This window comes from Streptomyces vilmorinianum (assembly GCF_005517195.1).
Classification (GTDB): domain Bacteria; phylum Actinomycetota; class Actinomycetes; order Streptomycetales; family Streptomycetaceae; genus Streptomyces; species Streptomyces vilmorinianum.
Map to the genome: position 1 here is coordinate 4,874,075 of NZ_CP040244.1, position 25,856 is coordinate 4,899,930.

A 25,856-nucleotide genomic window follows, 5' to 3' on the forward strand; every position below is an offset into this window, starting at 1 on the left:
AATGTCACGTTGTCCTCGCAGGTGACAGGGTGTACGTGCGACTCGACGTGTAGAACTCCAGAGCGGCCCGGCCCTGTTCGCGCGGACCGTGGCTGGACTCCTTCGCCCCGCCGAACGGCAGATGGAAGTCCACGCCGCTGGAGGGGGCGTTGATCCGGATCATGCCGGTGTCGAGCGCGTCGAGGCCGTGCAGGGCCGTGTCCAGATCGGCCGTGTGGACCGAGGTGACCAGACCGTACGGCACGGAGTTGGTGATCCGCACCGCTTCGGCGAGATCGTCGGCCGACAGCAGGGCCGCGATCGGGCCGAAGACCTCCTCGCGCAGCAGCCGGTGGTCCGCCGCGGCCTTCTCGACCAGGGTCGGGGCCGCGTACCAGCCGGGTCCGGCCGGCATGGTGCCGCCCGCGAGGACGGGCAGACCCTGCCAGGCCTCGCCGACCCGGTCGCGCGCCCGCTCGTCGATGAGGGGCCCGCAGACGGTGGCCGGGTCGGCGGGGTCGCCGACCGGAACGGCGCGCAGCGCCTCGGTGAGCGCCTCGCGCAGGGGGTCGAGCGCGGCGCCGACGGCGATCACCCTGCTGGTGGCGGTGCACTTCTGCCCCGCGTACCCGGCGAGGGCGGCGGTGATGTCGGCCGCGGCCCGCTCGATGTCGGCGTCCGGCAGCACGATCGCCGCGTTCAGGCCGCCCATCTCGGCCTGGACGGGGATGCCCCGCGCCGTGGCGCGCGCCGCGACGGCCTGGCCGACGAAGGTCGAGCCGGTGAAGGAGACGACGTCGGCGGCGGAGACGAGCGCCCCGCCCTCGGTCGCTCCGCCGGGCAGGAGCGTGAACACCCCCTCGGGGAGCGCCTTCTCGACGATCTCCGCGAGGCGCAGGGCGCAGGCGGTGGCCTCGGGGGCGGGCTTGAGGACGACGCTGTTGCCGACGGCGAGCGCCGGGGCGGCCTTCCAGCTCGGGATGGCGAAGGGGAAGTTCCAGGGGGTGATCAGGCCCGCGACGCCGTGCGGACGGCGGCGGGTGAGCAGCAGTCCGGGGCCGGCGGCCGTCTCGTGGACGGTGCCGGTGGGCTCGTAGGGGGCCTGGGCGTAGTAGCGCCAGATCGCGACGGTCCGCGCGACCTCCGCCCTGGCCTCGGCGACCGGCTTGCCGACCTCGCGCACGGCGAGGTCGGCCAGTTCGGCCGAGGCCGCGTCGAAGGCGGACGCGACGGCGCCGAGGGCGGCGGAGCGTGCCGCCGCCCCGCCGCGCAGCCACGCGGTCTGGGCGGTGCGCGCCCGCTCGACGGCGTCGGCCACGGCGAAGGCGCCGGGCGCGGGGATGCTCAGGAGTACGTCGGCGGGGTCGGCCGGGTTGCGGGAGGTGAGGGTCACGACGCCCGTGGGGTCGGTGGTCACAGGAGGAAGCCTCCGGGGAAGGGGTCGTCCGGGTCGAGGAAGTACTGGGCCGTGCCGGTGATCCAGGCGCGGCCGGTGACGGTCGGGACGACGGCGGGCACCCCGCCGACCTCGGTCTCGGCGACGAGCCGGCCGGTGAAGTGCGTGCCGATGAAGGACTCGTTGACGAAGTCGGTGTCGAGCGGCAGCTCGCCCCTGGCGTGGAGTTGGGCCATCCGTGCCGAGGTGCCGGTGCCGCACGGTGAGCGGTCGAACCAGCCGGGGTGGATGGCCATGGCATGGCGGGAGTGGCGGGCGTCGGAGCCGGGGGCCGCGAGGTACACGTGCTTGACTCCGGCGATCTCCGGCCGCTCCGGGTGGACGGGGCGGTCCGGGGAGGCGTTGATCGCCTCCATGATCGCGAGACCGGCCGAGAGGAGGTCGTCCTTGCGGTCACGGTCGAACGGCAGTCCCAGATCGTCCAGTTCGACGAAGGCGTAGAAGTTGCCGCCGAAGGCGAGGTCGTACGTGACCGTTCCGTACCCGGGAACGGTGATCTTGCGCTCCAGGCCGACGCAGAACGCGGGCACGTTGGTGAACGTGACCGACTTCGCGGCGCCGTCCTCCACCCGTACGTCGACGGCGACCAGGCCGGCCGGGGTGTCGAGCCGCACGGTGGTGACCGGTTCGGTCACCGGCACCATGCCCGTCTCGACGAGGACGGTGGCGACGCCGATGGTCCCGTGCCCGCACATCGGCAGCAGTCCGGAGACCTCGATGTAGAGCACGCCGTAGTCGGCGTCGGGCCGGGTGGGCGGCTGGAGGATGGCGCCGCTCATGGCGGCGTGCCCCCGGGGCTCGTACATCAGGAGGGTCCGGAGGTGGTCCAGATGCTCGATGAAGTGCAGCCTGCGCTCGGCCATGGTGGCGCCGGGGATCACCCCGACGCCGCCGGTGATCACGCGCGTGGGCATGCCCTCGGTGTGCGAGTCGACGGCGTGGAAGACATGACGCGTACGCACGGGCTTCCTTTCGGTGGACGGGTTTCGCGGGGTCCGCGGTCAGCAGTGCCCGCGGTCAGCGGTGGCCGCGGGTCAGTGGTGACCGTCGGCGACGGCCTTCTCGGTGGCGATCCGTACGCGGGCCTCGGTCTCGCCGGTGAGCGGGAGGCGCGGCGGGCGGGTGGGGCCGCCGTGGCGGCCGACGATGTCCATGGAGAGCTTGATCGACTGGACGAACTCGGTCTTCGAGTCCCAGCGCAGCAGCGAGTGGAGGGACCGGTAGAGCGGCTGGGCGGTGGCCAGGTCGCCCGCGACCGCCGCGTGGTACAGCTCGGCGCAGGTGGCCGGGAAGGCGTTGGGGTAGCCGGCGATCCAGCCGACCGCTCCGGCCACGGCCAGTTCGAGCAGGACGTCGTCGGCCCCGATCAACAGGTCGAGCTCCGGGGCGAGTTCGGCGATCTCGTACGCCCTGCGGACATCGCCGCTGAACTCCTTCACGGCGACGATGCTGCCGTCCTCGTACAGGCGCGCGAGGAGGTCCGGCGTGAGGTCGACCTTGGTGTCGAGGGGGTTGTTGTACGCGACCACGGGCACCCCGACCTTGGCCACGTCGGCGTAGTGGGCGCGTACGGCCGGCTCGTCGGCGCGGTAGGCGTTCGGCGGCAGGAGCAGGACCGAGCCGCAGCCGGCCTCGGCCGCCTGCTCCGCCCAGCGGCGGGACTCGGCGCTGCCGTAGGCGGCGACGCCGGGCATGACGCGCGCCCCGTCGCCCGCCGCCTCGACGGCGGTACGGACCACCTGGGCCCGCTCCTCGTCGGTGAGGGTCTGGTACTCGCCGAGCGAGCCGTTGGGGACGACGCCGTCGCAGCCGTTGTCGATCAGCCAGCGGACGTGCTCGGCGTAGGCGTCGTGGTCGACGGAGAGGTCGTCCCGCAGGGGCAGGGCGGTGGCGACCATGATGCCGCGCCAGGGGGTGGCGCCGGTCCAGGAGGTGGCGGTCATGTCGACGTACCTTTCTGTAATGTGTGACATTTTATTGGGTCTTCCGGGGTGCCCACAAGGGGTCGGAGGGCACCTAGGACGCTTCGGTCTCGCCGGATTCCTCGAGGCCGGCCAGCACCGACAGCGGGACCGGCACCGCGAGCGGGCGGCGCTCGGACGGGGGCTCGACGGCGGCGCCGTCGCGGGCCGCGAGGCAGGCGACGGCCGTCCCGCACATGCGCCCCTGGCACCAGCCCATGCCGGCCCGGGTGAACAGCTTGACGGTCCGCGCGTCGCGGGCCCCGAGCTCGGTGACCGCCGCGCGGACGCGTCCGGCGGTGACCTCCTCGCAGCGGCACACGTCCGTGTCGTCGGTCAGCCACCCCGGCCACCCGGGTCCGGGCGCGTGGGCGGCGGCCATGACCTCGGCGAAGGCGCGCATCCGGTCCCGGCGGCGGCGCAGTTCGCGTACGCGGCCGGCGGGAACGCGGCTGCCGCGCACCCGGGCGGCCGCCGCGAGGCCGGCCAGTTCTCCTTCGACCCGGGCGAGTGCGGCGCCGCCCACTCCCCCGGTCTCGCCGGCGGCCCACAGGCCGCGCACCGAGGTCTCCTGGTGGGCGTCCAGGTCGAGGGCCAGGGTGCCGTCCGGCACGGGGCGGGTGGCGCAGCCGAGCGCCGTGGCCAGCTCGATCTGCGGCACGAGTCCGTGGCCGACGGCCAGCGCGTCGCAGGCGATCCGGCGGCCCGTCCCCCGAACGGGCCGCCAGTCGCGGTCGAGTCGCGTGACGGTGACGGCCTCCACGCGGTCGGTGCCGTGCACCTCGGTGACGGCGCTGCGGGTCCGCAGCCGTACGCCGTGCCGCAGCAGCGCGGCGCCGTGGACCAGCGCCTCGGCCGCCTTGTGCGGATTGGTCGCGAGCACGCGGGGGCTGCGGGCGTACCGGAGGTACCCGGACGCCTCCACCACGGCCGGGACCCGTGCCCCGGCCGCGGCCAGCGAGGAGGCGACCGCGAGGAGCAGGGGGCCGCTGCCGGCCACGACGACGCTTCTGCCGGGGAGCACCAGGCCGGACTTGAGCATGGCCTGCGCTCCCCCGGCGCCGACGACGCCGGGCAGGGTCCAGCCGGGGAAGGGGAGTTGGCGCTCGTAGGCGCCGGTCGCGAGCAGCACCGCCCGGGCCCGTACCCGGGCGGGCCGTTCCTCGGCTCCGTCGGGCCCGGTGACGGCATGGACCGTCCAGGGCGCGTCGGCGGTTGCACCGGCGGGAGCGTCGGTGGCCGCGTCGTCCCTGGTCAGGGCCCAGACGTGGTGTCCGGCGAGATGGGTCACGCCACTGGCCGCGAGCCTCCGCCCCAGATCGCGGTAGGCCGACCAGTCGTGGTGCAGGGCTTCGGGCCGTACGGCTCCGAGCGCCGGCGCGGGATGGCGGTAGAACTGCCCGCCGGTCTGCGCCGAGGCGTCCACCAGGGCGACGGTCAGGCCGAGTTCGTCGGCGGCGACGGCGCCCGCGATGCCGGCGCAGCCCGCGCCGAGGACCACGAGGTCGTACGGTTCACACCCCGAGGCGGTCATGGCCGTGTCCTTCCTGGGTGGTGATCGCGTCGCCGGGCCGGGCGGGCACGAGGCAGGCCCGGCGGTTGGGCTCGCCGTTGACGGTGGCGAGGCAGTCGTAGCACTGGCCGATGCCGCAGAACGCGCCGCGCGGGCGGCCGCCGTCCCGGGTGGTGCGCCAGGCGAGGATGCCGGCTCCCCACAGGGCGGCGGCGACGGACTGGCCGGGCAGGGCGGTGATCCGGCGGCCGTCGAAGGTGATCTCGAACGGCGGGTCGGACTGCGCCCCGACCAGGTCGGCGGGGGTACGGGCCACGGGGCCTCTCCTCTCGTGACGGTGCGGAACAACAGCCGGGCGGGTTCAGGAGGACGCGGAGGCGAACCGCTCGGGTCTGAACGGCCCGATGTCGAGCGGAGGTTCTCCCCCGGTCAGGCACGCGGCGACGATCAGCCCCGTCACCGGCGCGAGGCCGATGCCCGCCCCCTCGTGTCCGCAGGCGTGCAGCAGCCCGGGGACGCGCGGATCCGGTCCGATGGCCGGCAGGTGATCCGGCAGATACGGGCGGAAGCCCGCGTACGTCCGTATCGCCCGCACTCCGGCGAGGACCGGGAACAGCGTGGTCGCCCCGGCCGCGAGCCGCCGCAGCACCTCCGTGGAGAGGGTGCGGTCGAAGCCGACGCGCTCCCGGCTGGCGCCGATGAGGACCGGGCCCGCCGGGGTGCCCTCGACCACCGCCGAGGTCTGCAGCGCCGCCGATCCGCTGGCCACGTCCGCCACGTAGTCCGCCGCGTACACCTTGTGGCGCACCACGCGCGGCAGGGGCTCGGTGACCAGGACGAAGCCCCGGCGGGGCAGTACGGGAAGCTCGACGCCCGCGAGCCGCGCGAGGTCGCCGCCCCAGGTTCCGGCGGCGTTCACCACGTACGGGGCGTGGATCTCCCCGGCCGTCGTACGGATTCCGCGCACCTCTCCGGACGCGCCGGTGAGCACGGCCGTGACCTCCTCGCGGAGCCTGAGCCGTACGTCTGCGATCCCGGTGCCCGCACGCAGCAGATGCGCGGCGGCGAGGGCGGGCATGACCTGGGCGTCCTGCGGATAGTGGAAGCCGCCGGCGAGGCCGGGGGCGAGATGGGGTTCGAGCTCGTGCAGCAGCTCGGCCGGCATCTCCCGGGCATGCACGCCCGCTTTTCCCTGCCCCGCGGCGAAGTCGCGCAGGGCGCGCATCCCGTCCTCGTCCGAGGCGACGACGAGTCCGCCCTTGGGCTCGTACTCGATGCCCGGCGGAAGCTGTTCGGCCAGTTCCCGCCACAACGCTCCGGAGAGCAGGGCGAGTTCGAGTTCGGGTCCGGGCTCCTTGTCGGAGACCAGGAGGTTCCCCTCCCCCGCCCCCGTGGTGCCTCCCGCGACGGGGCCGCGGTCGACGACGGTGACGGAGAGACCGGAGCGGGCGGCATAGTAGGCACAGGCCGCGCCGACGACGCCCGCGCCGACGACGATGACGTCCGAGGTGTTTCTCGTGAGCACGTCAGTAATATTTCACATTGCACTGGATTCGCCAAGACCCCCGCCCGAACCGGCGGGTCCGCTTGGTCGACCCCTCGGACACGGATGGGTAACGGGACTCCCGACGCCTTGTCAGTGCAATTTCACATTACTATGTTACCGGTCACATTCCAGCTGCCGCTCGCCGCCGAGCCGGCTGTCCGAACCCTGCTCTCGGAGTGATCACTGATGGACACGCGCACCCGCACCGCACTCGCCACCACGCTGGTGGCCGCCCTCGCTCTGGGAGCGGCCGCCTGTTCCGGCGGGAAGCAGACCGGCGACGGCCGGGGAGCGAAGAACCCCGCGACCGCCAACAACGGGGCGGTGCTCGGCGGTACACCGCAGAAGGGCGGCACGCTGACCGTCCTGTCCAACCAGGACTTCAGCCACCTCGACCCGGCCCGCAACTGGGTCATGGGCGACATGGACTTCGGTACCCGGCTGCTCTACCGCACCCTGGTGACGTACAAGGCGGAACCCGGTGCGAAGGGCGGGGAGCTGGTCCCCGATCTCGCCGAGAGCCTCGGCACGTCCTCCAACGGCGCCAAGACCTGGACCTTCAGGCTCAAGCCGGGGCTGAAGTACGAGGACGGCTCGCCCATCACCGCCCAGGACGTCAAGTACAACGTCGAGCGGTCCTTCTCCCCCGACCTGCCCGGCGGCCCCGACTACGCGGCCCGCTACCTCGCCGGCGCCGAGGGCTACCAGGGCCCGGCCCAGGGCAAGCACCTCGACTCGATCAAGACCCCCGACGACCGCACCATCGTCTTCGAACTGCGCACGCCGTTCGCCGAGTTCCCGTACGCCACCGTCCTGCCGACCTTCGCCCCGGTGCCGAAGGCGAAGGACAAGGGCCCCCAGTACGACAACCGCCCGTTCTCCTCGGGCCCGTACAAGATCGAGTCCTACGCCCGCGACAAGCAGCTCGTCCTGGTCCGCAACACGCACTGGGACCCGACGACGGACTCGGTACGCAAGGCCTACCCGGACAAGGTGGTCGTGACGATGGGCCTGAAGGCCAATCAGATCGACGACCGGCTCATCACCTCCTCGGGCGCCGACGCCTCCGCCGTGCCCTGGGCCAAGCTGCGCCCCGAGAGCACCCCCAAGGTGCTCACCAAGAACGAGGTCAAGGCGCGGCTGCTCGCCGAGTCCACCAACTGCACCGAGATGGTGCAGATGCACACGGGCCGCGCCCCGTTCGACGACCTCAAGGTCCGCCAGGCCGTGCAGTACGCCCTGGACCGCGAGGCGATCCTCACCGCCTCGGGCGGACCCGCCCTCAACGACCCGTCCACGGCCCTCATGCCGGGCTCCCTCTTCGAGGGCGGGAAGCAGCCCGACAACCTCAAGATCCCCGCGACCGGTGACGTCGAGAAGGCCAAGCAGCTGCTGAAGGAGGCCGGCAAGGCGGACGGCTTCTCCACCAGCATCACCGTCTCCAACGGCGACAAGGGCGTCGCCGAGGCCGTCCAGCAGTCCCTGGGCCGGGCCGGCATCAAGGTCACCATCGAGACCGTCGACGCGTCCGCGTTCTACGACACCATCGGCGACACCAAGAACCGCACCGACCTCGTCTACACCGGCTGGTGCCCGGACTACCCCTCCGGCTCCACCTTCCTGCCCTTCGTCTTCGACGGCCGCTACATCAAGGAGAAGGGCAACTCCGGCAACCACTCGCTCTTCCGCGACGAGGCGACCATGAAGCGGATGGACGAGATCGCCGCCATGACCGACGCCGTGCAGGCCAACAAGGCCTGGCAGCAGCTGGACGGCGAGATCCTCGCCAAGGCCCCGACCGCGCCGGCCGTCGTGGAGCGCATGCCCCTGCTGATCGGCACCAACATCGCCGGCGCCTTCGGCCACACCTCCTTCGGCGGCCAGATCGACTACGCCACGGTCGGCCTCAAGGACCCCTCCAAGAGCGGCAGCTGAGAGACCGTCACATGTCCACCACCACCGCACCTCTCGCCGCCGCGGGCAGCGGCCCCTGGCAGCTCGCCCGCGCCGAACTGCGCCGCCGCACCTCCGTGAGGCTCTCGCTCGCCGTCGTCGCGCTCTTCGCGCTGATGGCCGTGGCCGCCCCGCTGCTCAGCGCGCTGGGCGGCTGGGGCCCCGAGGAGTTCGACAAGAGCGCCATCGACCCCTACCTGGGCGGCCAGCCCATCGGTCCGCTCGGCGGGGTCTCCGCCGAGCACTGGCTCGGCGTCGAACCCGTCACCGGCCGCGACCTGTTCGCCCGGGTCGTGCACGGCGCCCAGGTCTCCCTGCTCATCGCCTTCGCCGCGACCGCGATCGTCGTCCTCGCCGGGACGGCGGCCGGCATCGCCGCCGGGTACTTCGGCGGCCGCACCGACACCGTGCTCTCCCGGCTGATGGACCTGACCATGTCCTTCCCGTCCCTCATCTTCATGATCGCGATGATGTCGGTGGCCCGGGACGTCAACCGGATCCTGCTGATGACCGCCGTCATCGGCCTCTTCGGCTGGCCCGGCATCGCCCGCGTCGTGCGCGGCCAGACCCTCTCGCTCAAGCACCGCGAGTACGTCGACGCCGCCCGCGTCGGCGGCTCGGGCCCCTGGCGGATCCTGGCCCGCGACATTCTCCCGGGCGTCGCGGGACCCGTCATCGCGTACACCACCCTGATCATCCCGGGGATGATCGCCACCGAGGCGGCGCTGAGCTATCTCGGCGTCGGCGTTCGGCCGCCCACCCCCTCGTGGGGCCAGATGATCGCCGAGAGCGTCGCCTACTACGACACGGACCCCATGTACTTCGTCGTCCCGAGCCTCTGCCTCTTCCTCACGGTGCTCGCGTTCACGCTGCTCGGCGACGCGCTGCGCGACATCCTCGACCCGAGAGGGAGCGGCGCGTGATCCTCTACCTCTCCCGCCGGCTCCTCGGCGTCCTCGGCGTGCTGATCGCCATCGCCGCCGTCACCTTCACCATCTTCTACGTCCTTCCCTCCGACCCCGCCGCCGCGGCGTGCGGCAAGTCGTGCAGCGCCGACCGCCTGGAGGCGATCCGCGCCCACATGGGCCTGGACGACCCGCTGTGGCGCCAGTTCGCCGACTTCGTCACCGGCATCTTCACCGGGCGCACCATGGGCAGCGGCCAGTACGCCCTGCACTGCGACTTCCCCTGCCTGGGCTACTCGTACGAGAACAGCGAGGGCGTCTGGGACCTGCTCGTGGACCGGCTCCCGGTCTCCGCCTCCCTCGCCCTGGGGGCCGCCGTGATCTGGCTGCTGCTCGGTCTCTCCGCGGGCGTCACCGCCGCCCTGCACAAGGACACCCTCACCGACCGCGCCCTGATGGTCGGCGCGGTCGCCGCCGCCTCGCTGCCCGTCTACTTCACCTCGGTGCTGCTGATCTTCGGGCTGATCCGGGTGACCGGGCTGCTCCCCTATCCGCAGTACGTGCCCTTCGGCTCGGACCCCCTCTCCTGGGCGTCCAACCTGCTGCTCCCCTGGCTCGCGCTCGCGATCCTGTACGCGGCCATGTACGCGCGGCAGAGCCGCAGTTCGATGATCGAGAGCATGGCGGAGCCGTACATCCGCACCGCCCGTGCCAAGGGGCTGCCGCGTCGCACGGTGGTCGTCAAGCACGGCCTGCGGGCGGGCATGACCCCCATCCTCACCATCTTCGGGATGGACCTGGGCGGCCTGCTCGCGGGCGCGGTGATCACCGAGTCCATCTTCGGCCTTCCCGGCATCGGACGGCTCTTCTACGGCGCGCTGTCCACCGGGGACCAGCCGGTCATCCTCGGCGTCACCCTGCTGGCCGCCACCTTCATCGTCGTCGCCAACCTGGCCGTCGACCTGCTGTACGCCGTCGTCGACCCGCGAGTGAGGTACTGATGGGCCCCTCCGCCTCCTCCGCCTCCCTCCTGTCGGTACGGGACCTGACGGTCACCTTCCCGACGAAGCGCGGCCCGGTCCGGGCCGTCGACTCGCTCGCCTTCGACGTGCGGCGCGGCCGGACCCTCGGCATCGTCGGCGAGTCCGGCTCCGGCAAGTCCGTCACCTCGCTTGCCGTGATGGGCCTGCACACCGGCGCCGAGGTCACCGGCTCCGTCACCCTGGACGGACGCGAGCTGATCGGTCTGTCCGACCGCGAGCTGAACGGGCTGCGCGGCCGGAAGATGGCCATGATCTTCCAGGACCCGCTCTCCAGCCTGCACCCGTACTACACCGTCGGGGAGCAGATCGCCGAGCACCACCGGGTCCACTTCGGCTCCCGCCGCCGGGCCGCCCGTGAGCGGGCCGTCGAGGCGCTCGCCGAGGTCGGCATCCCCGAACCGCGGCGCCGGGCCGGCGAGTACCCGCACCAGTTCTCGGGCGGCATGCGCCAGCGGGTGATGATCGCGATGGCGCTGGCCTGCGAGCCGGACCTGCTGATCGCCGACGAGCCGACCACGGCCCTGGACGTCACCGTCCAGGCCCAGATCCTGGAGCTGATCGCCCGGCTCCAGCAGGAGCGTGGACTCGCCGTCGTCATGATCACGCACGATCTGGGCGTGGTCGCCCGGGTGGCCCACGACGTGCTCGTGATGTACGGCGGCCGGGCCGCCGAACACGCCCCGGTGGACGCCCTGTTCGCGGCGCCCGCCCACCCCTACACCCGCGGCCTGCTCGACTCGCTGCCCCGGCTCGACGACCCCGACGACGCCCCGCTGCGGGCGATCCCGGGCAGCCCTCCGTCGCTGCTCGACCCGGCACCGGGCTGCGCGTTCGCGCCCCGTTGCCCCCGCGCCGCCCAGGGCTCCGAGGAGGAGCGGGCGCGCTGCGCGAGCGACCGTCCGCCGCTCGGCGGCCCGGAGGGCCATCCGGTCGCCTGCCACTTCCCCGCGTACGAAGGCGTGCCCTCATGACCACGACACCCCCACCTCTGCTCCGCGTACGGGATCTGACGATGACCTTCCCGGGGCGCCGGGCCCGCTCGGCCCCGGTCCGGGCGGTCGACGGCGTCGGCTTCGACGTGGCGGCGGGCGAGACGCTGGGCCTCGTCGGCGAGTCCGGCTGCGGCAAGTCGACCACCGGACGCATGATCGTCCGGCTCCTGGAACCCACCGCCGGCTCCGTCTCGTACGACGGGCGCGACATCAGCCATCTCTCCCAGCGGGAGCTCAAGCCGCTCCGCCGTGATCTGCAGATGGTCTTCCAGGACCCGCACTCCTCCCTCAACCCGCGCCAGACCGTGGCCCGGATCATCTCCGATCCGCTGATGGTGCAGGGCAGTTCGGCGTCCGAGGCGCGCAAGCGGGCCGTCGAGCTGATGGATCTCGTCGGGCTGATCCCGGAGCACATCGACCGCTATCCGCACGAGTTCTCCGGCGGCCAGGCGCAGCGCATCGGCATCGCCCGCGCGCTCGCCACCAGCCCGCGCCTCGTCGTGGCGGACGAGCCGGTCTCCGCCCTCGACGTCTCGGTCCAGGCGCAGATCGTCAATCTGATGGAACGGCTCCAGCGCGAGCTCGGTCTCGCGTATCTCTTCATCGCCCACGACCTGTCGGTGGTGAAGCGGGTCTGCGACCGGGTCGCCGTGATGTACCTCGGGCGGATCGTGGAGATCGGCCCGAAGGAGCGGGTGTACGCGGCCCCCGCCCATCCCTACACGCGGGCGCTGCTGTCCGCCGTGCCCCTGCCCGACCCCGCGGCCGAGCGGACCCGGGAGCGGATCACGCTGCTGGGCGACCCGCCGAGCCCGGCCGCTCCCCCGCCCGGCTGCACCTTCCATCCGCGCTGTCCGAAGGCCCAGGAGATCTGCCGGGCCGAGGCTCCGCTGTTGCGGATCGCCGCCCCGGGCGAGGCGCGGCAGGTCGCCTGCCACTTCCCCGAACCGGCGGCCTGACGCGACGGTGCCCCGGTCCCCGCTCGACGCGCGGGGCCGGGGCATCGGTGTGCCGTCAGGCCGCGCGGGCCGCCCGGTACACGGCGCTCGCGACGGCGAGGTCCTCCCAGGCCATACCCACGCTCTTGAAGAGGCGCGGGCGCTGCGCCGACGGCGTACGCCGGCCGTTCACCAGGTGGGCGAGGGTGCCCGCGATGTGTCCCTCGCCGATCGCCCCCTCGGCCATCGGGACCAGCAGGTCTCCGGCCTCCCGCAGCGCGGCGGTGCGCGCCTCGACGTAGACCTCGGCGCGGGCCACGAGCGCGGTGTCGGTCTCGCGGGCGGCCGGCTCGTGCGAGCCGACCGCGACGACCGTGGCGTGGGGGGCCGGCAGGGTCCCGTCGAAGAGGGGTCCGCGGGCCGTGGTGCAGCAGACGACGAGGTCGGCCTTGGCCACGTCGTCGGGCGTGCCGGTGCGGGCGGCGGGGACGCCGAGCGTCCGCGCGTATCCGGCCAGGGCGCGTGCCCCGACCGGGTTGCGCGCCACGACGACCGCCTCGGCGAGCTCGCGTACGGCGAGGACGGCCTCCAGATGTCCGTAGGCCTGGGGTCCGGAGCCGAAGAGGACGAGCCGCAGGGGCCGCTCGTCCGGTGTCAGATGGCGTACGGCGAGGGCGGAGACGGCCGGCGTACGCAGGGCGGTCAGGGCCGCGCCGTCGAGAAGGGCGAGCGGCTGCAGCGTCGCGCCGTCGAGCAGCAGATAGGAGCCGGTGATGCGGGGCAGCCCGGCGGCCGGGTTGCCGGGGGCCACCCCGGCGATCTTCACGCCGGCGTGCGAGCCGAACACCGCGGGCATGAGCAGGAGTTCACCGGCGGGTACGGACACCGCGGTACGGGACGGTCCGGCCTCGGGGTCGAGTCCGGCGCGCAGGACGTCGGCCAGCACCTCGACCGCCGCCGCCGGGTCGAGCAGGCGGGCCGTGGTCGCGGCGTCGATCTGGAGCAGGTGGGTCACAGCAGGAATCCCGTCCCGAGGTCGTCGTGGGGGTCGAGGACGAAGGTGTGTGTGCCGGTGCGGTGGGTCCGGCCGGTCACCTCGGTGATGCCCTCGGGCAGCAGGCGGCCGGTGAACACCGTACCGACGACGGACTCGTGGAGGAGTGTGTCCCCCGGTGCGAGCCGCCCGTCCTCGGCGAGCAGCGCGAGGCGCGCCGAGGTGCCCGATCCGCAGGGTGAGCGGTCGATCTGCCCGTCGGCGAAGACGGTGACATTGCGCTGCCGGGGGCCGGAGGGGGTGTCGGGCAGGTCCTCGTACAGGATGACCCCGTACACGTCGTGCTCCGGGAGCGCGGCCCGGATCTCCCGTCCGGCCCGGACGAGCCCGGGCAGGGACGCCGTGGTGGTGTCCAGGCCGAGGTCGCGGGCGGCGACGGAGACGTAGCGGGCTCCGGAGTGCGCGAGGTCGGCCTCGACGGTGCCGTATCCGGTGGTCACCGGGACCTTGCGCGCGAGGATCCGGGTCGGGACGTTGCGGAAGGTGACGCCGGTGGTGCGGCCGCCCGCCCGGTGCACGGTCGCGGTGACGCGCCCCGAGGGTACGTCGACGCGCACGGACGCGTCGCCGTCGTCGGGGGCGGGGACGCGTCCGGTGTCGACGGCCCAGGCGCCGAGCGCCATGGTGCCGTGGCCGCAGGCCGTGGAGTACCCGTCCTTGTGCCAGAACAGCACGCCGAAGTGGGCACCGTCGTCGTCGGGCGGCACGACGAACCCGCCGTACATGCCGGAGTGTCCGCGTGGTTCCCGCACCAGGAGGCGGCGGAGCTCATCGAGCGGTCCGACCCGCGGCGCGAGGGCGCGGCGCTCGGCGACGGTGTCCCCGGGAATCGGGGGCAGGTCCTGGTCGACGATACGGAAGGGCTCGCCCGCCGTGTGGTAGTCGGTGGTACGGACGGTGTGCGGGGTGTGCGGGGTGTGCGGGGTGCTGCTCACGACGTACGGCCTCCGGGAAGCGATGTCGGGGGTGCCGCGCCGGGCCGGCCCCTCCCCCGTGGAAAGGACCGGCCCGGGCATCGGGGTGCGGTGGGTCAGCTGCGCAGGGGGCCCTCACAGCTGTAGCTCGACGTTCCGGCCACCCTGGTGGACCAGATCTCGATGGGTCCGAAGCTGCAGTTCATGTCGGCCAGGTTGGTGGACGCGGCGCCCGCCCGGTCCAGGATGAAGTAGTCGACCGTCTCGGACATGTCCTTGAAGTTCTGGTCGTCGCTCGCCCAGTTGGTGAGGTTGGCGGTGATCCGTCCCGTGCAGACGAACCGGCGCTTGCCCGGGTCGCCGTTCTCCACGCAGTCGGGGTTGTTGGAGGTCGCGGCGGCGAAGGAGGACTTCACGTTCGCGAGCGCCGAGTCGCGGAGCTGGTCGTTGGGCGTATAGGTGGTGTTGGGCACGAACAGGTCGTCGACCTTGGCGATCTGCGCGTCCAGGAAGCGGTCGTAGCCCCGCTGGAGGTAGGTGTCGGCGCCCAGCCGGTGGCGCCAGGAGTCGTACGCCCGGACGTCGTTGTTGCGCAGATGCCCGTACATCTCGCGGAGCAGCGAGGGCCGCTCGGTCCACAGGTACTCGAAGAAGGTGCCGGCGTAGCTGTAGAAGCGGAAGCCGTCGCCGTCGTAGGTGGCGTTGAGGATCTGCTCGACGTTCATGCGCGGGCCGCCGCCCGCGGTGTCGTTGATGATGCTGCGGACGAGTGACTTGCGGACGGCGATGCCGTCGTCGCGGGTGGCCCCGTCGAAGAACTCGGCCGTGCCCTCGTCCATCGCGGTCGTCCGGTCGTCCTGGTACCAGGGTCCCTCGCCGAAGAAGCCGGGGACGGCGAAGCGGCCGTTGAGGTAGTGGGTGTACTCGTGCCGGAACAGCTCCTCGAGGGTCAGGGAGGAGTCCTGCGGCACGCGGCGCTGGTACGTGTAGAAGGTGGCGCCCCGCTCGATGTAGATGCCGCCGTTGTTGGTGCCCATCCCGGTCAGGATCGGGTGGTAGTTCTCGTAGTCGGCCCGGGAGCCGTACAGCACGATGTTCAGGGTGGTGTTGGGGTCGCCCGCGAGCGGCTGCTCGGTGCCGAGGACGCGGTGGAACTGCGCCTTGACCTGCTTGCTCGCGTAGTAGAGCTGGTCGACGGTGGCCCGGTCGAGACCCGTGCGGACCTTGATGGCCCCGTTGTCGTAGGTGTACGTGTACGGGAAGATCTGCCGCTCGATGTCGTCCTTGCAGACCCCGTACGGCTTGCACGCCTCGTAGAAGTTGAGCCAGGAGACCACCTTGGCCCACTGCTCGCTGCCGCGGCCGAAGGTGTCGACGACCGGGGTGAGCAGGATGCCGAGGTCGGCGACGATGCCGGTCTTGAGGCTCTCGATCTCGCCGAAGCGACCGTACTCGCCGAGCGCGTCGCGTGCGACCCAGCTGTTGGCGGTGCCCTTGAGGTGTCCGTAGCTCGCGAAGGCCTTGAAGGTGGCGCGGTAGGCGGGGTCGGCGGAGACGGCCGCGTGGAAGGCGGTGTCCTGGTTGCCTGTGTAGACACCCAGGTAGTTGACGGAGAGCGCGGCGAGCGCGGCTCCGGCCCAGGCGGGGTCGAGGTGGGTGGCGGTGTGGGACGGGTCCATGGTGGCCAGGACCCGCTTGATCAGGCCGAGTTGGTGCTGGCGCAGCCCCGGGGCGCTCGCGGCGTAGAGGGCTTCGCGCAGCGTGTTCGCGTTGGTCTTCGTGACGTCGAAGGTGCGGGCGGCGGCGCCGAAGTCGGCGACGGCCTGCCGGACGGCGTTCACGGTGGGGGCGTCGGTGGTGTCGATCTCGTCGCGTGAGTAGTCGTGATAGGCGACCGCGTGCAGGTAGGTGAACATCTCCTCCAGGTGGGAGGAGTTCCGGCCGTCGTGGGAGGCGGCCAGGCTCGATATTCGGCGGGCGACGGCCTGGACGTGGGCGTCGGACATGACGGGCGTGAGCCGGGCGTCCCAGGTCCAGATGAGGCCGCGCAGACAGCCGTCGGCGGTGACGGCCGGGTCGGCGAGGAAGTCGGCGAACCGCTCGGGGCCGAGGCCCGTGATCCCGTCGAGCGTGCAGGGGACGCCGGCGGCCGTGGTGGTGACGGCCGTGGCGTAGGTCCGTACGGCGGTGGCCGACGGCGCCTGGCCGGGAACGCGGCCGGTGGCGAGCCCGCCGGGGGCGGGGGCGGGCCCGAAGGCCGTGCGGGGAGCGCGGGCGAGGCGCTCGACCTCGTCGAACGGGTTGGCTCCGTGCCCGGCCTCGGGGGCCGCCGCGCCGAGCGCCGGGGCGGGTGCCGGGGTGGGGCGGGGGTCCGTGTCTGCCGCGGAGGCGCCGGCCTGGCCGGCGGAGGCCAGGAGGGTCACCGCGATCGCGGAGGCGAGCAGGGACGAGCGCACGCGTCTGTGGATGGACAACAGAACTCCTGTTGTAGGGGGGTGGCTGTGGGGAGTGGAACGAGAACTGTTGTGGTTCGCACGGCATTTGACGGACGTTCACCACGCCGTGTGCGCTGTAACATAGTAATGTGAAATTGCACTGACAACCCCTACGGCGGCATCAATCGCCCCGCCCGCCCCACGGACGTCCGGCACCGAATCCGGACGAAATCTCTCCAACGGGTGCGTATAGGCTGGCCCGCGCAGATTCTTGTCCCCGTGCCGGCAGGAGACCCCTCAGTGACCATCGCCATCCCCACTGCCGCCCCCGAAGCCGAGGCGACCGTGTTCGTCGTCCAGGACGTGTCCGACGCGGTGGTCCGCGACGCGCGGGAGTTCGGGGTCTACGCCCGGACCGGCGGGTGGGCCTTCGCGCTGAAGGTGGCGCGCAGCGTGCGGCCCGGCGGGCAGCCGGCGGAGGGCTCGCCCAAGGTGTCGGCGAAGGCCTTCGCCGAGCTGGCCGAGTGCTCCCCCGAGCGGGTCATGCGGTTCTACAAGGCCTGGGACATGGCCGCCGACGACGGGATCGTCCCGCAGTTCGAGGCGCTGGTGCCGGGCGAGGACATCGAGCTGCCGGACGCCGACGTCTGGCTGTCGTACTACTCCTCCCGCTCCAGCGCCTCCTCGGTGCGCGGACACGCGATCACCGCGGCGGCGGAGGCCGAGGGCATCCGGCCGACGAAGGCACTGGAGGTCGCGGAGAACCCGACGGCCCTGCGCGCCGCGATCCTGGCCGACCCGGGCACGGCGGAGGCCGCGCGCGGCGCGCTGCTCGACCGGATGAAGGAGGACCCGGCGCTGCAGACCGAGATGGCCCGTGCCATCGCCCGCACCGACGACCTGAAGAAGGCCGTGGCCCAGGAGGCGAAGGCGGCCGACCGGATCGGCTATGTGCGCCAGATCGCGGAGAAGGGCCAGATCCGGACACCCGCCGGGCAGACGGTCGAGGCACCCGCCGCGCTGCGCGCCGAGGCGGAGCGGCACCTCTCGCTCATCGACGAGCTCGACGACTCCGAGGAGGCGGGCGAGTGGGCCGGGGAGGCGTACGACACGGTGAAGGGGCTGGTCGCCCAGGCCGTCGAGGCGGACCCGGCGCTGCGCGTCCAGGAGCGCCGTACGAAGTTCTACAACAGCCTGCAGAAGGCGACGAAGGTCTTCGAGGAGCTGACCCTCGACGAGGTCCTGGAGGAGGACGTCGTCGAGGACGACATGCTGGAGCGCCTCGAAGCCCTTCAGTCGGCGATCAGCAGCTGCATCAGCGCGCTGCGCAAGGCGACCGCCGCCTCCTGAGCCTCCCCCACGCCTGCGGCCACCTGACGGAGGAGGACCGGTGGAAGAAGTGGAGGACCGCTGGATCCTCGGTCTTCAGGGCACCGTCGTGACGGCTGTCTCGCTGGACGCGGAGCGTCCTGGGCCGGCGGTGACACTGGCCGACGGTACGGAGATCAGGGTGGACGGCAGCTGGCTGCTCACGCAGGGCGGGGCCTCGGCGCCGGGGGCGCCCCAGCTGCCGGCCCGGGCACTGGAGAACGCGGTCGGCTCCGCGGTGGCCTCCGCGGTGGCCTTCAGGACAGGCGGTCTGCGGGTCGTCCTCCGGACGGGGCTTCATCTGACGGTCCGGCCCCGGGCGACACCCGGGACCGAGGCGCGGGTCCGGAAGTCCGGTGCGTTCGACTGGTCTTCGCGGGACGGGGCATGCGTCATGCGGCTCCTCGGCCCCGGCGCCCGCTAGCAGGCAGCGCCCAGGGCGGCGCCCGAGGCGGGTCGTCAGTCCTCGTGGCCGAGTTGCAGGTCGCGTTCCGTGCGTCCGCCGCCCGCGACCTGGAGCACGGTGGCGACCGGCGGATAGCCCGCCGCGATCACCGTGTACTCCCCCGAGGACAGGTCCACGAAGCGGAAGGTGCCGTCGGGGCCGGTCGTCAGGGTGTCGACCACGTTCCCCGCCGCGTCGAGGAGCGTCACACGCGCGTCCTCGACCGGGCGGCCGCCGCCCGCGCGCACCGTCCCGCGCAGCACCGCGCCGCCCGCCAGCTCGATGTCCTGCCGGGTCTCGCGGGACGCCTGCACGCTGACCGGAAGCGCGGCGGGCCGGAAGGCGGGGGCGCTGGCCGCGAGCGTGTACTCGCCGGCCACCAGCTCGGTGATGACGTACGCGCCCTCGCGGCCGCTGCGGGTGGAGGCGACGACCTCGCCGCGGACGTCGGTGAGGGTGACTGCCGCGTCCCGTACGGGAGTTCCGTCGGCGGTCACGACCGTCCCGGCCAGCCGGCCCGCGCCGCCGAGGACCACGTCGAGCTCGACGGGCCGGTCGCCGACGGTGACGGAGACGGCCTGTGGCTGGTGCCCGCCGGCCGCCGCGATCAGGACGTACGAGCCGGGGCCCGGGACGCTGAGGGCGTACCGCCCGTCCTCTCCGCTGCCGCCGCGGCCGATCTGGCGCCCCTGGACGTCGATGAGGGTCAGCGCCGCGCGCGGGACGCGGCTGCCGTCGTGGTGCTGGACCGAACCGCAGACCGGGAGGCCGGCGAGGGAGGCGGCGGCGCTCCTGGCGCGCGGGACGGCGGTGGGGGCCTCGGTGGTGGGGGTGTGGTGGGACACCAGCGGTTTCTCCTTGAGGAAGAAGGCGAGGACGAGGCCGAGCACGAGGACCGGCACGAGGTAGAGGAAGATCCGCGGCATCGCGTCCGCGTACGCCTGGATGTAGGCGTCGCGCAGGGCGGGCGGCAGGGCGTGCACCGCCTGCGGAGTGATCGATTCGGCGGCGGGCAGCGGGGCCGCGGCCGTACGGGGCAGGGAGTCGGCGAGGGCGGCGTCGAGCCGGGAGGCGAAGAGCGTCCCGAAGACGGCGGCGCCGACGCTGCCGCCGATCTGGCGGAAGTAGTTGTGGGCGCTGGTGGCCGTGCCGAGGTCGGTGGGGCGCACGGAGTTCTGCACGGCCAGGACGAGGACGGGCATGACCAGGCCGATGCCGATGCCGAGGACGGCCTGCCAGACGCTGTGGTGGAGGCGTGGGGTGTCCGTCTCCATCCGGGAGAGCAGCCACATGCCGACGACGGACACCGCGCCGCCGAGCACCGGGTAGATCTTGTAGCGGCCGGTGCGGGTGATCAGCTGTCCCGAGACGACCGAGGCGCCGACGATCCCGCCCATCAGGGGCAGCATGAGGAGGCCGGACTCGGTGGCGGTGGCGCCCTCCACCATCTGCAGGAAGGTCGGCAGATAGCTGGCGGCGCCGAAGAGCGCGACGCCGATCACCGCTCCGACGAGGCTCGTGACGGTGAAGACCGAGTCGCGGAACAGCCGCAGCGGGATGAGGGGTTCGGGCGCGACGTGCTCGACGACGAGGAAGAGCAGGGCCGATCCCGCGGCTCCGCAGCCGAGGCCGATGACGACCCGGGAGTCCCAGGCGTACTCGGTCCCGCCCCAACTGGTCAGCAGGACCAGGCAGGTGGAGGCGGCGGCGAGCAGGATCGCGCCGAGGACGTCGAGCCGGGCGCGCGCCTGTGGCTTGGGGAGCTTCAGCACCACGGCGACGACGGCGAGGGTGACGAGCCCGAAGGGGACGTTGAAGTAGAAGCACCAGCGCCAGGAGACGTGGTCGGTGAAGAAGCCGCCGAGCAGGGGTCCCGCGACGGAGGCGAGGCCGAAGGCGGCCCCGATGAGGCCCATGTAGCGGGCGCGTTGCCTGGCCGGGACGATGTCCGCGATGATCGCCTGGACGCCGATCATCAGGCCGCCGGCGCCGACGCCCTGGACGGCCCGGAACGCGATGAGCTCGTCCATGGACCGTGACCAGCCGGCCAGGGCCGAGCCGATGACGAAGACGACGATGGCGAAGAGGAAGACGCCTTTGCGGCCGAAGAGGTCGCCGAGCTTGCCGTAGACGGGCAGACCGATCGTTGCGGTGAGGAGATAGGCGGTGATCGCCCAGGACATCCGGTCCAGGCCCTGGAGTTCGCCGACGATCTTCGGCAGGGCGGTGGCGACGATCATCTGCTCGAGCGCGGCGAGCAGCAGCGCGAGCATGAGGCCGAAGAAGACGAGCCGGACGCGACGGGGGTCGAGGGGGGCTTCCTCGGGTGCGGGCACAGGCGCCTGGCCGGAGGGCGGATCGTCCGCGACGCGCGGTGTCGTCTCCTCGGCGGCTTTCACCATCGCGATCGCACCCACGTGCTGCTCCCCTCGTCACGACTTCAGCGCCGCGCCATTCTTCGCATTGGGCACGAAGCGGGAGCAAGTCGGGCGGTACGGGAGGTCAGTCGTGGCCGCGGCCGCGAACGGCCCTGCGGTACGGCGCACTTGGGGCGCTCATCAGCGCGTTTGCCGGGCGCCCCGCAACCCCCGGGCGCGCGGGGCGCTCTTGCGGGGGTCGCGGGAAAACCACTCGAATCGGTGAGCGCGCGGGCGTTACTTCTCCACCTCGGTGGCCAGGTTGGCCAGCAGGGCGTCGTAGATACGGCCGAGACCCTTGGGCGCGAAGGTCTTCTCGAAGAAGCCTCCGATGCCGCCCGCGCCGTTCCAGACGGTGGCGACGACCGCCTTGGACTTCCCCTCGCCGGCCGGGGTCACGGTCCAGGTGGTGACCATGGAGGAGTTGCGGTCCTTCTCGACGAGCTGACCGTCGGTGGGCTCGGTGACCTCCAGGAGGCAGTCGCGGACGCGCTTGCTGGTGGCCTGGAGCTTCCAGTGGACGAGGGTCCCGTCGCCGTCGCCGCCCTCGCGCACCTCGTACTCGCTGAAGTGCTCGGGCAGCAGCTTCGCGCGCGTGCCGCTGTAGTCGGCCAGAGCGTCGAACACCGTCTCCGCGTCCGCCGCGATGATCCGCTCCGTGGTGGCCTCGACCTGCGCCATTGCACTTCCTCCAGCACTTGGTTCTTCAGGGGTGTGGGACCAGCCAACCACCTGGGCCCGGGCCTCCCAAATCCGGGTTGCGGCGATCAAGGGAACATGTGTTCTATTCTCTGGAGACAGCTGAGGACACTGCTACCGAGGAGGCGTCCATGCGCTGGGACAATCTGGGCGACAACACCGCCGCGACGGAGGCCGCGCTGTTCGGCACGGACTCCGTCACCACCCGCACCTTCGACACACCGGAGTTCCGCGGGATCACCTTCCACGAGGTGCGGGCGCGGTCGATCGTGAACCGGGTGCCGGGCGCCTCCCGCATGCCGTTCGAATGGACGGTCAATCCGTATCGCGGTTGCACGCACGCGTGTGTGTACTGCTTCGCCCGCAAGACCCACAGCTATCTGGACCTCGACACCGGCCTCGGCTTCGACTCGCAGATCGTGGTGAAGATCAACGCCCCGGAGCTGCTGCGCCGCCAGCTCGCCTCCCGGCGCTGGCAGGGCGCGCACATCGCGATGGGCACCAATGTCGACTGCTACCAGCGCGCCGAGGGCCGCTACCGGCTGATGCCGGGGATCCTCGAGGCCCTGCGCGACCACGCCAACCCGTTCTCGATCCTCACCAAGGGCACCTTGATCCTGCGCGACCTCGATCTGCTCGTCCAGGCCGCGGAGGTGACCGAGGTCGGCATCTCCGTCTCCGTCGGCTTCACCGACCAGGAGCTGTGGCGCACGGTCGAGCCCGGCACGCCCTCTCCGCAGCGGCGCCTGGACGTCGTACGGACCCTCGGCGAGCACGGCATCGGCTGCGGGGTCCTGATGGCCCCGGTGATCCCGTTCCTCGGTGACCGGCCCGAGCAGCTGCGGGAGACGGTGCGCGCCATCGCCGAGGCGGGCGCCACCTCGGTGACCCCGCTCGTCCTGCATCTGCGGCCGGGCGCGCGCGAGTGGTTCTTCGCCTGGCTGCGGCAGCACCACCCCCACCTGGTGGGGCGGTACGAGCGGATGTACGCGGACGGGGCCTACGCGCCCACCTGGTACCAGCGTCGGATCACCCGTCAGGTGCACGAGCTGGCCGCCGAGTTCGGGATCGGACCGGCCCATCGGGGGGCGCCGCGCCGGATACCCGTACCGGAGGATCCGGCGCTCGCGGGGACCCCGGAACAGCTCACCCTCCTCTGATCGGGTCAACTCTCGGCGGAATGGGTCCTTCCGCCTTCCGTTCGGGGCACGGACGCCCTATGACGAAACGCGCAGGAATGCTGATCGCCACTGGGGCGCTGGTCGCCGGGACGGTCACCGTCCTGCCCGCGTCCGCGGCGCCCGGGGCCGAGCCGGTCCCTCGTCCCCTCCCCTCGCTCGTCTGGAGCGGCTGCGCCACGAAGGCGTATCCGAAGCTCCAGTGCGCCACGCTCAGGGTTCCGCTGAACCACGACGATCCGGCCGGCCGGAGCATCACGCTCGCGCTCACCCGGATCGCGCACACCGCGAAGGAGTACCAGGGGCCGCTGCTGGTCAACCCCGGCGGGCCGGGCGGCAGCGGGCGGACCATGGCCGGGTACGTGGCGGCCTCGCTGCCCGCGAAGGTGGCCGCGCAGTACGACGTCATCGGTTTCGACCCGCGCGGGGTCGGCAAGAGCGAGCCCGCCCTGGACTGCAGGCCCGGCCACTTCGACCCGGTGCGGCCGGACTCGGTGCCGAGCGGCGCCGAGGGCGAGCGGACGAGCGTCGAGCGGGCCCAGGCCTTCGCGGCGGCGTGCGGACAGAAGCACGGCGACGTCCTCCCGTACATCGACACGGTCAGCACCGCCCGGGACGTGGACGCGATCCGCGCGGCGCTCGGCGCGCCGCACCTCAACTACCTGGGGTACTCCTACGGCACGTATCTCGGCGCCGTGTACGCGCGGTTGTACCCGGAGCGGGTGCGCCGCTTCGCCCTGGACTCCGTCGTCAATCCACAGGGCGTCTGGTACGAGGACAACATCGCGCAGGACTACGCGTTCGACACCCGGCACAAGGACTTCATGGCCTGGGTGGCCCGCCAGGACTCCACGTACCGGCTCGGGACGGACCCGGCGGCGGTCGAAGCCGCCTGGTACGAGATGCGGGACGAGCTGAAGGAGAGCCCGGCGGGCGGCAAGGTCGGCCCGGGCGAGCTGGAGGACACCTTCCTGCCGGGCGGGTACTACAACGGCTACTGGCCGAAGCTGGCCGAGGCCTTCTCGGCGTACGTCAACGACAAGGACGCGGTGCCGCTGACCCGGGCGTACGAGAACTACGGGGCGGCGGACGCGGGGGCCGACAACGGCTACTCGGTCTACACGAGCGTGCAGTGCCGGGACGCCGCGTGGCCGCGCGACTGGAGCGTCTGGCGCAAGGACAACTGGGACGTGCACGCCAAGGCACCCTTCTCCACCTGGAACAACGCCTGGTACAACGCTCCGTGCGCGTTCTGGCCGGTGGACTCGCTGACGCCGCCCGACGTCTCGAACGACGAGGTGCCGCCGGTGCTCATCCTGCAGGCGACGGACGACGCGGCCACTCCGTACGAGGGTGGCGTGGCGCTGCACCGGATGGTGCGGGGATCGAGCCTGGTGGTCGAGGAGGGCGGCGGGAACCACGGGGTGACGCTGGGCGGCAACGACTGCATGGACGAGCATCTGGCGGCCTACCTCGCCACGGGGCACGTCCCGCGCGGTGACGGGCGGTCGGAGGCGGACGCGGTCTGCGAGACGCTGCCCGAGCCGGAGCCCGCGAAGCCGACGCGCGGCACCCCGGCAGCGGGCTCCGGCGCGACCCTGCACGGGCTGCTCGGCCACGCTCGCTGAGCGGCGGTCCCCCGCCGGGGACTGTCAGTGGCGTGCGCGAGGATGTCCGGCATGACGAGCCACCTCACGCACGTGCCCGCCCCCGACGGCATCGCCCCGAGCCCCCAGTACAGCCATGTGGTGTGGGGCACGGGGCGGTTCGTCGCGATATCCGGCCAGTGCGCGCTGGACGCCGGCGGCGCGGTCGTCGGCGTCGGCGACCCGGTGGCGCAGGCCCGTCAGGTCTTCGCGAATCTGGGCCGCTGCCTCGCCGCCGCGGGCGCGGGCTTCGCGGACGTGGTGAAGCTGACGTACTTCGTCACCGATGTCGCCCACCTGCCGGCGGTCCGCTCCGCGCGGGACGAGGCCTTCGGTACGGCGTTCGGTACGGCGTTCGGTACGGCCTCCGGTACGACTCCGCTGCCGGCGAGCTCGGCGGTGCAGGTCTCCGCGCTCGTCCGCCCGGAGCTGCTCGTCGAGATCGAGGCGTTCGCCCTCGTGCCGACGGTCGCCGACGCGTCACCCCTCGGGGCCGAGTCGGGCCAGTGACCGCGCCGCCGCCTCGCCGAGGCGGGGATGGGGAAGGGCGGCTTCGAGGGCCGGCCGGGCGCGTGTGTCGCCCAGGGCACCGAGGCCCTCGACGCAGGCGAGTCCCACGCGCCAGTGCGGGTCGTCGGCCGCGAGGCGTCGTGCGAGGACGGTGACCAGCGCCGGCACCGACTCGGGGGCGCGCAGGTCGGTGAGCAGACGGACCGGCAGCAGGGCGTAGGCGACGCGGAGTTCGTTGGTGGCGAGAGCGGCGGCGGCCCGCGCGGTCCGCGGGTCGCCGAGCCGCACCAGGGCGTAGGCGGCGGAGACGCAGCGCTCCGGGTCGCGGTGGTTGAGGAGGAGGACCAGGGCCTCGAAGGCGCGGGGGTCCCCCGCGAGGCCGAGCCGGAAGGCGGCGATCTCGCGGGCCCAGAGGGGGCGTTGGGGCTGCGTGAGAACGGCCGCGAGGGATTCCGTGTCCTCGGTGGCGAGAAGTCTGCGATACTCCGCCAGGCCTTCTTCTTCCACGATCTCCGCGTTCAAACGATCGATCATCGAGCGGAATTCCGCGCCGTCCGTGGCGATATCCATGGCCGTCAGCGTATCCGCGATCCAGATCACAGTTTCCGGAGTTCCGAGGACTGGCGCGCTCGTTACTCGCCGGTTAATCTCAGGTGAGCGGGTCACCCCCGCACTCTCACAACGGCCTGGTGACGCAGCCGTCGTGGGATCGAGTTTGTCGGTTCGGCAGTTTCGACGTGGCTCCGGGACAGAGTCCGTCGCCTTTTCCTCGCGATCTCTTCGTGCTCTCGTCGCGATCCCCTCGCGCTTTTCCTCTTGTGGTCTCGCGTACTCGTGGTCTCGCGTTCCCGTCGTTTCGCGTTCCCGTCGTTTCGCGTTCTCGCGGTCCGTCCGGATCCGCACC

The 25,856-nt window shown here is 72.5% G+C and carries 22 protein-coding genes; 10 read left to right on the top strand and 12 right to left on the bottom strand.

Annotated features, from left to right (window positions below):
• Positions 1 to 4: 4 nt before the first annotated feature.
• The 6 genes from FDM97_RS22815 to FDM97_RS22840 all read right to left on the bottom strand — a co-directional run bounded on the left by FDM97_RS22815 (position 5) and on the right by FDM97_RS22840 (position 6,434).
• Positions 5 to 1,396: an aldehyde dehydrogenase family protein gene (locus FDM97_RS22815; RefSeq protein WP_137992361.1), complete on the bottom strand. Its 1,392-nt coding sequence runs from the start codon at positions 1,394 to 1,396 to the stop codon at positions 5 to 7.
• Positions 1,393 to 2,397: a proline racemase family protein gene (locus tag FDM97_RS22820; RefSeq protein WP_137992362.1), complete on the bottom strand. Its 1,005-nt coding sequence runs from the start codon at positions 2,395 to 2,397 to the stop codon at positions 1,393 to 1,395. Before FDM97_RS22820 ends, FDM97_RS22815 begins: the two co-directional genes overlap by 4 nt.
• A 72-nt stretch (positions 2,398 to 2,469) precedes the next feature.
• Entirely contained in the window at positions 2,470 to 3,378 is a 909-nt protein-coding gene (locus tag FDM97_RS22825) for a dihydrodipicolinate synthase family protein (RefSeq protein WP_137992363.1), read from the bottom strand.
• Positions 3,379 to 3,451: 73 nt separating this feature from the next.
• Entirely contained in the window at positions 3,452 to 4,930 is a 1,479-nt protein-coding gene (locus FDM97_RS22830) for an NAD(P)/FAD-dependent oxidoreductase (protein WP_137992364.1), read from the bottom strand.
• Complete coding sequence (locus FDM97_RS22835) at positions 4,911 to 5,225, bottom strand: (2Fe-2S)-binding protein (RefSeq protein WP_137992365.1); 315 nt, start codon at positions 5,223 to 5,225, stop codon at positions 4,911 to 4,913. Before FDM97_RS22835 ends, FDM97_RS22830 begins: the two co-directional genes overlap by 20 nt.
• 45 nt (positions 5,226 to 5,270) lie before the next feature.
• Positions 5,271 to 6,434 (bottom strand): NAD(P)/FAD-dependent oxidoreductase, encoded by a 1,164-nt coding sequence (locus tag FDM97_RS22840; RefSeq protein WP_137992366.1) that lies wholly within the window; start codon positions 6,432 to 6,434, stop codon positions 5,271 to 5,273.
• A 207-nt stretch (positions 6,435 to 6,641) separates the two neighbouring features.
• Here FDM97_RS22840 and FDM97_RS22845 point away from each other — a divergent pair, with 207 nt between their 5' ends.
• Genes FDM97_RS22845 through FDM97_RS22865 form a run of 5 tightly spaced genes read left to right on the top strand, consistent with a single transcriptional unit; the run spans position 6,642 to position 12,307 of the window.
• The gene (locus FDM97_RS22845) at positions 6,642 to 8,390 is read left to right on the top strand and encodes an ABC transporter substrate-binding protein (RefSeq protein ID WP_137992367.1); all 1,749 of its coding nucleotides are present in this window, start codon (positions 6,642 to 6,644) and stop codon (positions 8,388 to 8,390) included.
• Between the two features lie 11 nt (positions 8,391 to 8,401).
• A complete protein-coding gene (locus tag FDM97_RS22850; protein ID WP_137992368.1) occupies positions 8,402 to 9,331 on the top strand; it encodes an ABC transporter permease in 930 nt (309 codons plus the stop codon).
• On the top strand, positions 9,328 to 10,314 hold the full coding sequence (locus FDM97_RS22855; RefSeq protein ID WP_137992369.1) for an ABC transporter permease: 987 nt from the start codon (positions 9,328 to 9,330) through the stop codon (positions 10,312 to 10,314). Before FDM97_RS22850 ends, FDM97_RS22855 begins: the two co-directional genes overlap by 4 nt.
• Positions 10,314 to 11,327 carry an ABC transporter ATP-binding protein gene (locus FDM97_RS22860; RefSeq protein ID WP_137992370.1) on the top strand — a complete coding sequence of 338 codons (1,014 nt, stop codon included), beginning with the start codon at positions 10,314 to 10,316 and terminating at the stop codon, positions 11,325 to 11,327. Before FDM97_RS22855 ends, FDM97_RS22860 begins: the two co-directional genes overlap by 1 nt.
• Positions 11,324 to 12,307 carry an ABC transporter ATP-binding protein gene (locus tag FDM97_RS22865; protein WP_137992371.1) on the top strand — a complete coding sequence of 328 codons (984 nt, stop codon included), beginning with the start codon at positions 11,324 to 11,326 and terminating at the stop codon, positions 12,305 to 12,307. The genes FDM97_RS22860 and FDM97_RS22865 overlap by 4 nt, the downstream gene beginning before the upstream one ends.
• A 55-nt stretch (positions 12,308 to 12,362) precedes the next feature.
• On the opposite strand, the gene FDM97_RS22870 is transcribed toward FDM97_RS22865, so the two are convergent.
• The 3 genes from FDM97_RS22870 to FDM97_RS22880 form a co-directional block, all read right to left on the bottom strand.
• The gene (locus FDM97_RS22870) at positions 12,363 to 13,301 is read right to left on the bottom strand and encodes an ornithine cyclodeaminase family protein (protein ID WP_137992372.1); all 939 of its coding nucleotides are present in this window, start codon (positions 13,299 to 13,301) and stop codon (positions 12,363 to 12,365) included.
• A complete protein-coding gene (locus FDM97_RS22875; protein WP_254705723.1) occupies positions 13,298 to 14,275 on the bottom strand; it encodes a proline racemase family protein in 978 nt (325 codons plus the stop codon). Before FDM97_RS22875 ends, FDM97_RS22870 begins: the two co-directional genes overlap by 4 nt.
• 95 nt (positions 14,276 to 14,370) lie before the next feature.
• Positions 14,371 to 16,728 carry a collagenase gene (locus tag FDM97_RS22880; RefSeq protein ID WP_137992374.1) on the bottom strand — a complete coding sequence of 786 codons (2,358 nt, stop codon included), beginning with the start codon at positions 16,726 to 16,728 and terminating at the stop codon, positions 14,371 to 14,373.
• A gap of 273 nt (positions 16,729 to 17,001) precedes the next feature.
• Between FDM97_RS22880 and FDM97_RS22885 the strand changes: the two genes are divergently transcribed.
• Together FDM97_RS22885 and FDM97_RS22890 are read left to right on the top strand one after the other, a co-directional pair.
• On the top strand, positions 17,002 to 18,039 hold the full coding sequence (locus tag FDM97_RS22885; protein ID WP_137994973.1) for a hypothetical protein: 1,038 nt from the start codon (positions 17,002 to 17,004) through the stop codon (positions 18,037 to 18,039).
• 40 nt (positions 18,040 to 18,079) lie between these two features.
• Positions 18,080 to 18,481, top strand: a complete 402-nt coding sequence (locus tag FDM97_RS22890; RefSeq protein ID WP_137992375.1) for a DUF6188 family protein — start codon at positions 18,080 to 18,082, stop codon at positions 18,479 to 18,481.
• A gap of 35 nt (positions 18,482 to 18,516) precedes the next feature.
• Here FDM97_RS22890 and FDM97_RS22895 read toward each other — a convergent pair whose 3' ends face one another.
• Positions 18,517 to 20,904, bottom strand: coding sequence for an MFS transporter (locus tag FDM97_RS22895; protein WP_137994974.1), 2,388 nt, complete (start codon positions 20,902 to 20,904; stop codon positions 18,517 to 18,519).
• A gap of 252 nt (positions 20,905 to 21,156) precedes the next feature.
• Positions 21,157 to 21,600, bottom strand: coding sequence for an SRPBCC family protein (locus FDM97_RS22900; RefSeq protein WP_137992376.1), 444 nt, complete (start codon positions 21,598 to 21,600; stop codon positions 21,157 to 21,159).
• Positions 21,601 to 21,749: 149 nt separating this feature from the next.
• Between FDM97_RS22900 and FDM97_RS22905 the strand changes: the two genes are divergently transcribed.
• The 3 genes from FDM97_RS22905 to FDM97_RS22915 are packed head-to-tail and all read left to right on the top strand — an operon-like array spanning position 21,750 to position 24,952.
• Positions 21,750 to 22,778: an Rv2578c family radical SAM protein gene (locus tag FDM97_RS22905; RefSeq protein WP_137992377.1), complete on the top strand. Its 1,029-nt coding sequence runs from the start codon at positions 21,750 to 21,752 to the stop codon at positions 22,776 to 22,778.
• 59 nt (positions 22,779 to 22,837) lie between these two features.
• Positions 22,838 to 24,424: an alpha/beta hydrolase gene (locus tag FDM97_RS22910; protein WP_137992378.1), complete on the top strand. Its 1,587-nt coding sequence runs from the start codon at positions 22,838 to 22,840 to the stop codon at positions 24,422 to 24,424.
• 51 nt (positions 24,425 to 24,475) lie between these two features.
• The gene (locus FDM97_RS22915; RefSeq protein WP_137992379.1) at positions 24,476 to 24,952 is read left to right on the top strand and encodes a RidA family protein; all 477 of its coding nucleotides are present in this window, start codon (positions 24,476 to 24,478) and stop codon (positions 24,950 to 24,952) included.
• Here FDM97_RS22915 and FDM97_RS22920 read toward each other — a convergent pair.
• Complete coding sequence (locus tag FDM97_RS22920; protein ID WP_137992380.1) at positions 24,923 to 25,522, bottom strand: HEAT repeat domain-containing protein; 600 nt, start codon at positions 25,520 to 25,522, stop codon at positions 24,923 to 24,925. The genes FDM97_RS22915 and FDM97_RS22920 overlap by 30 nt on opposite strands.
• Between the last annotated feature and the right edge of the window lie 334 nt (positions 25,523 to 25,856).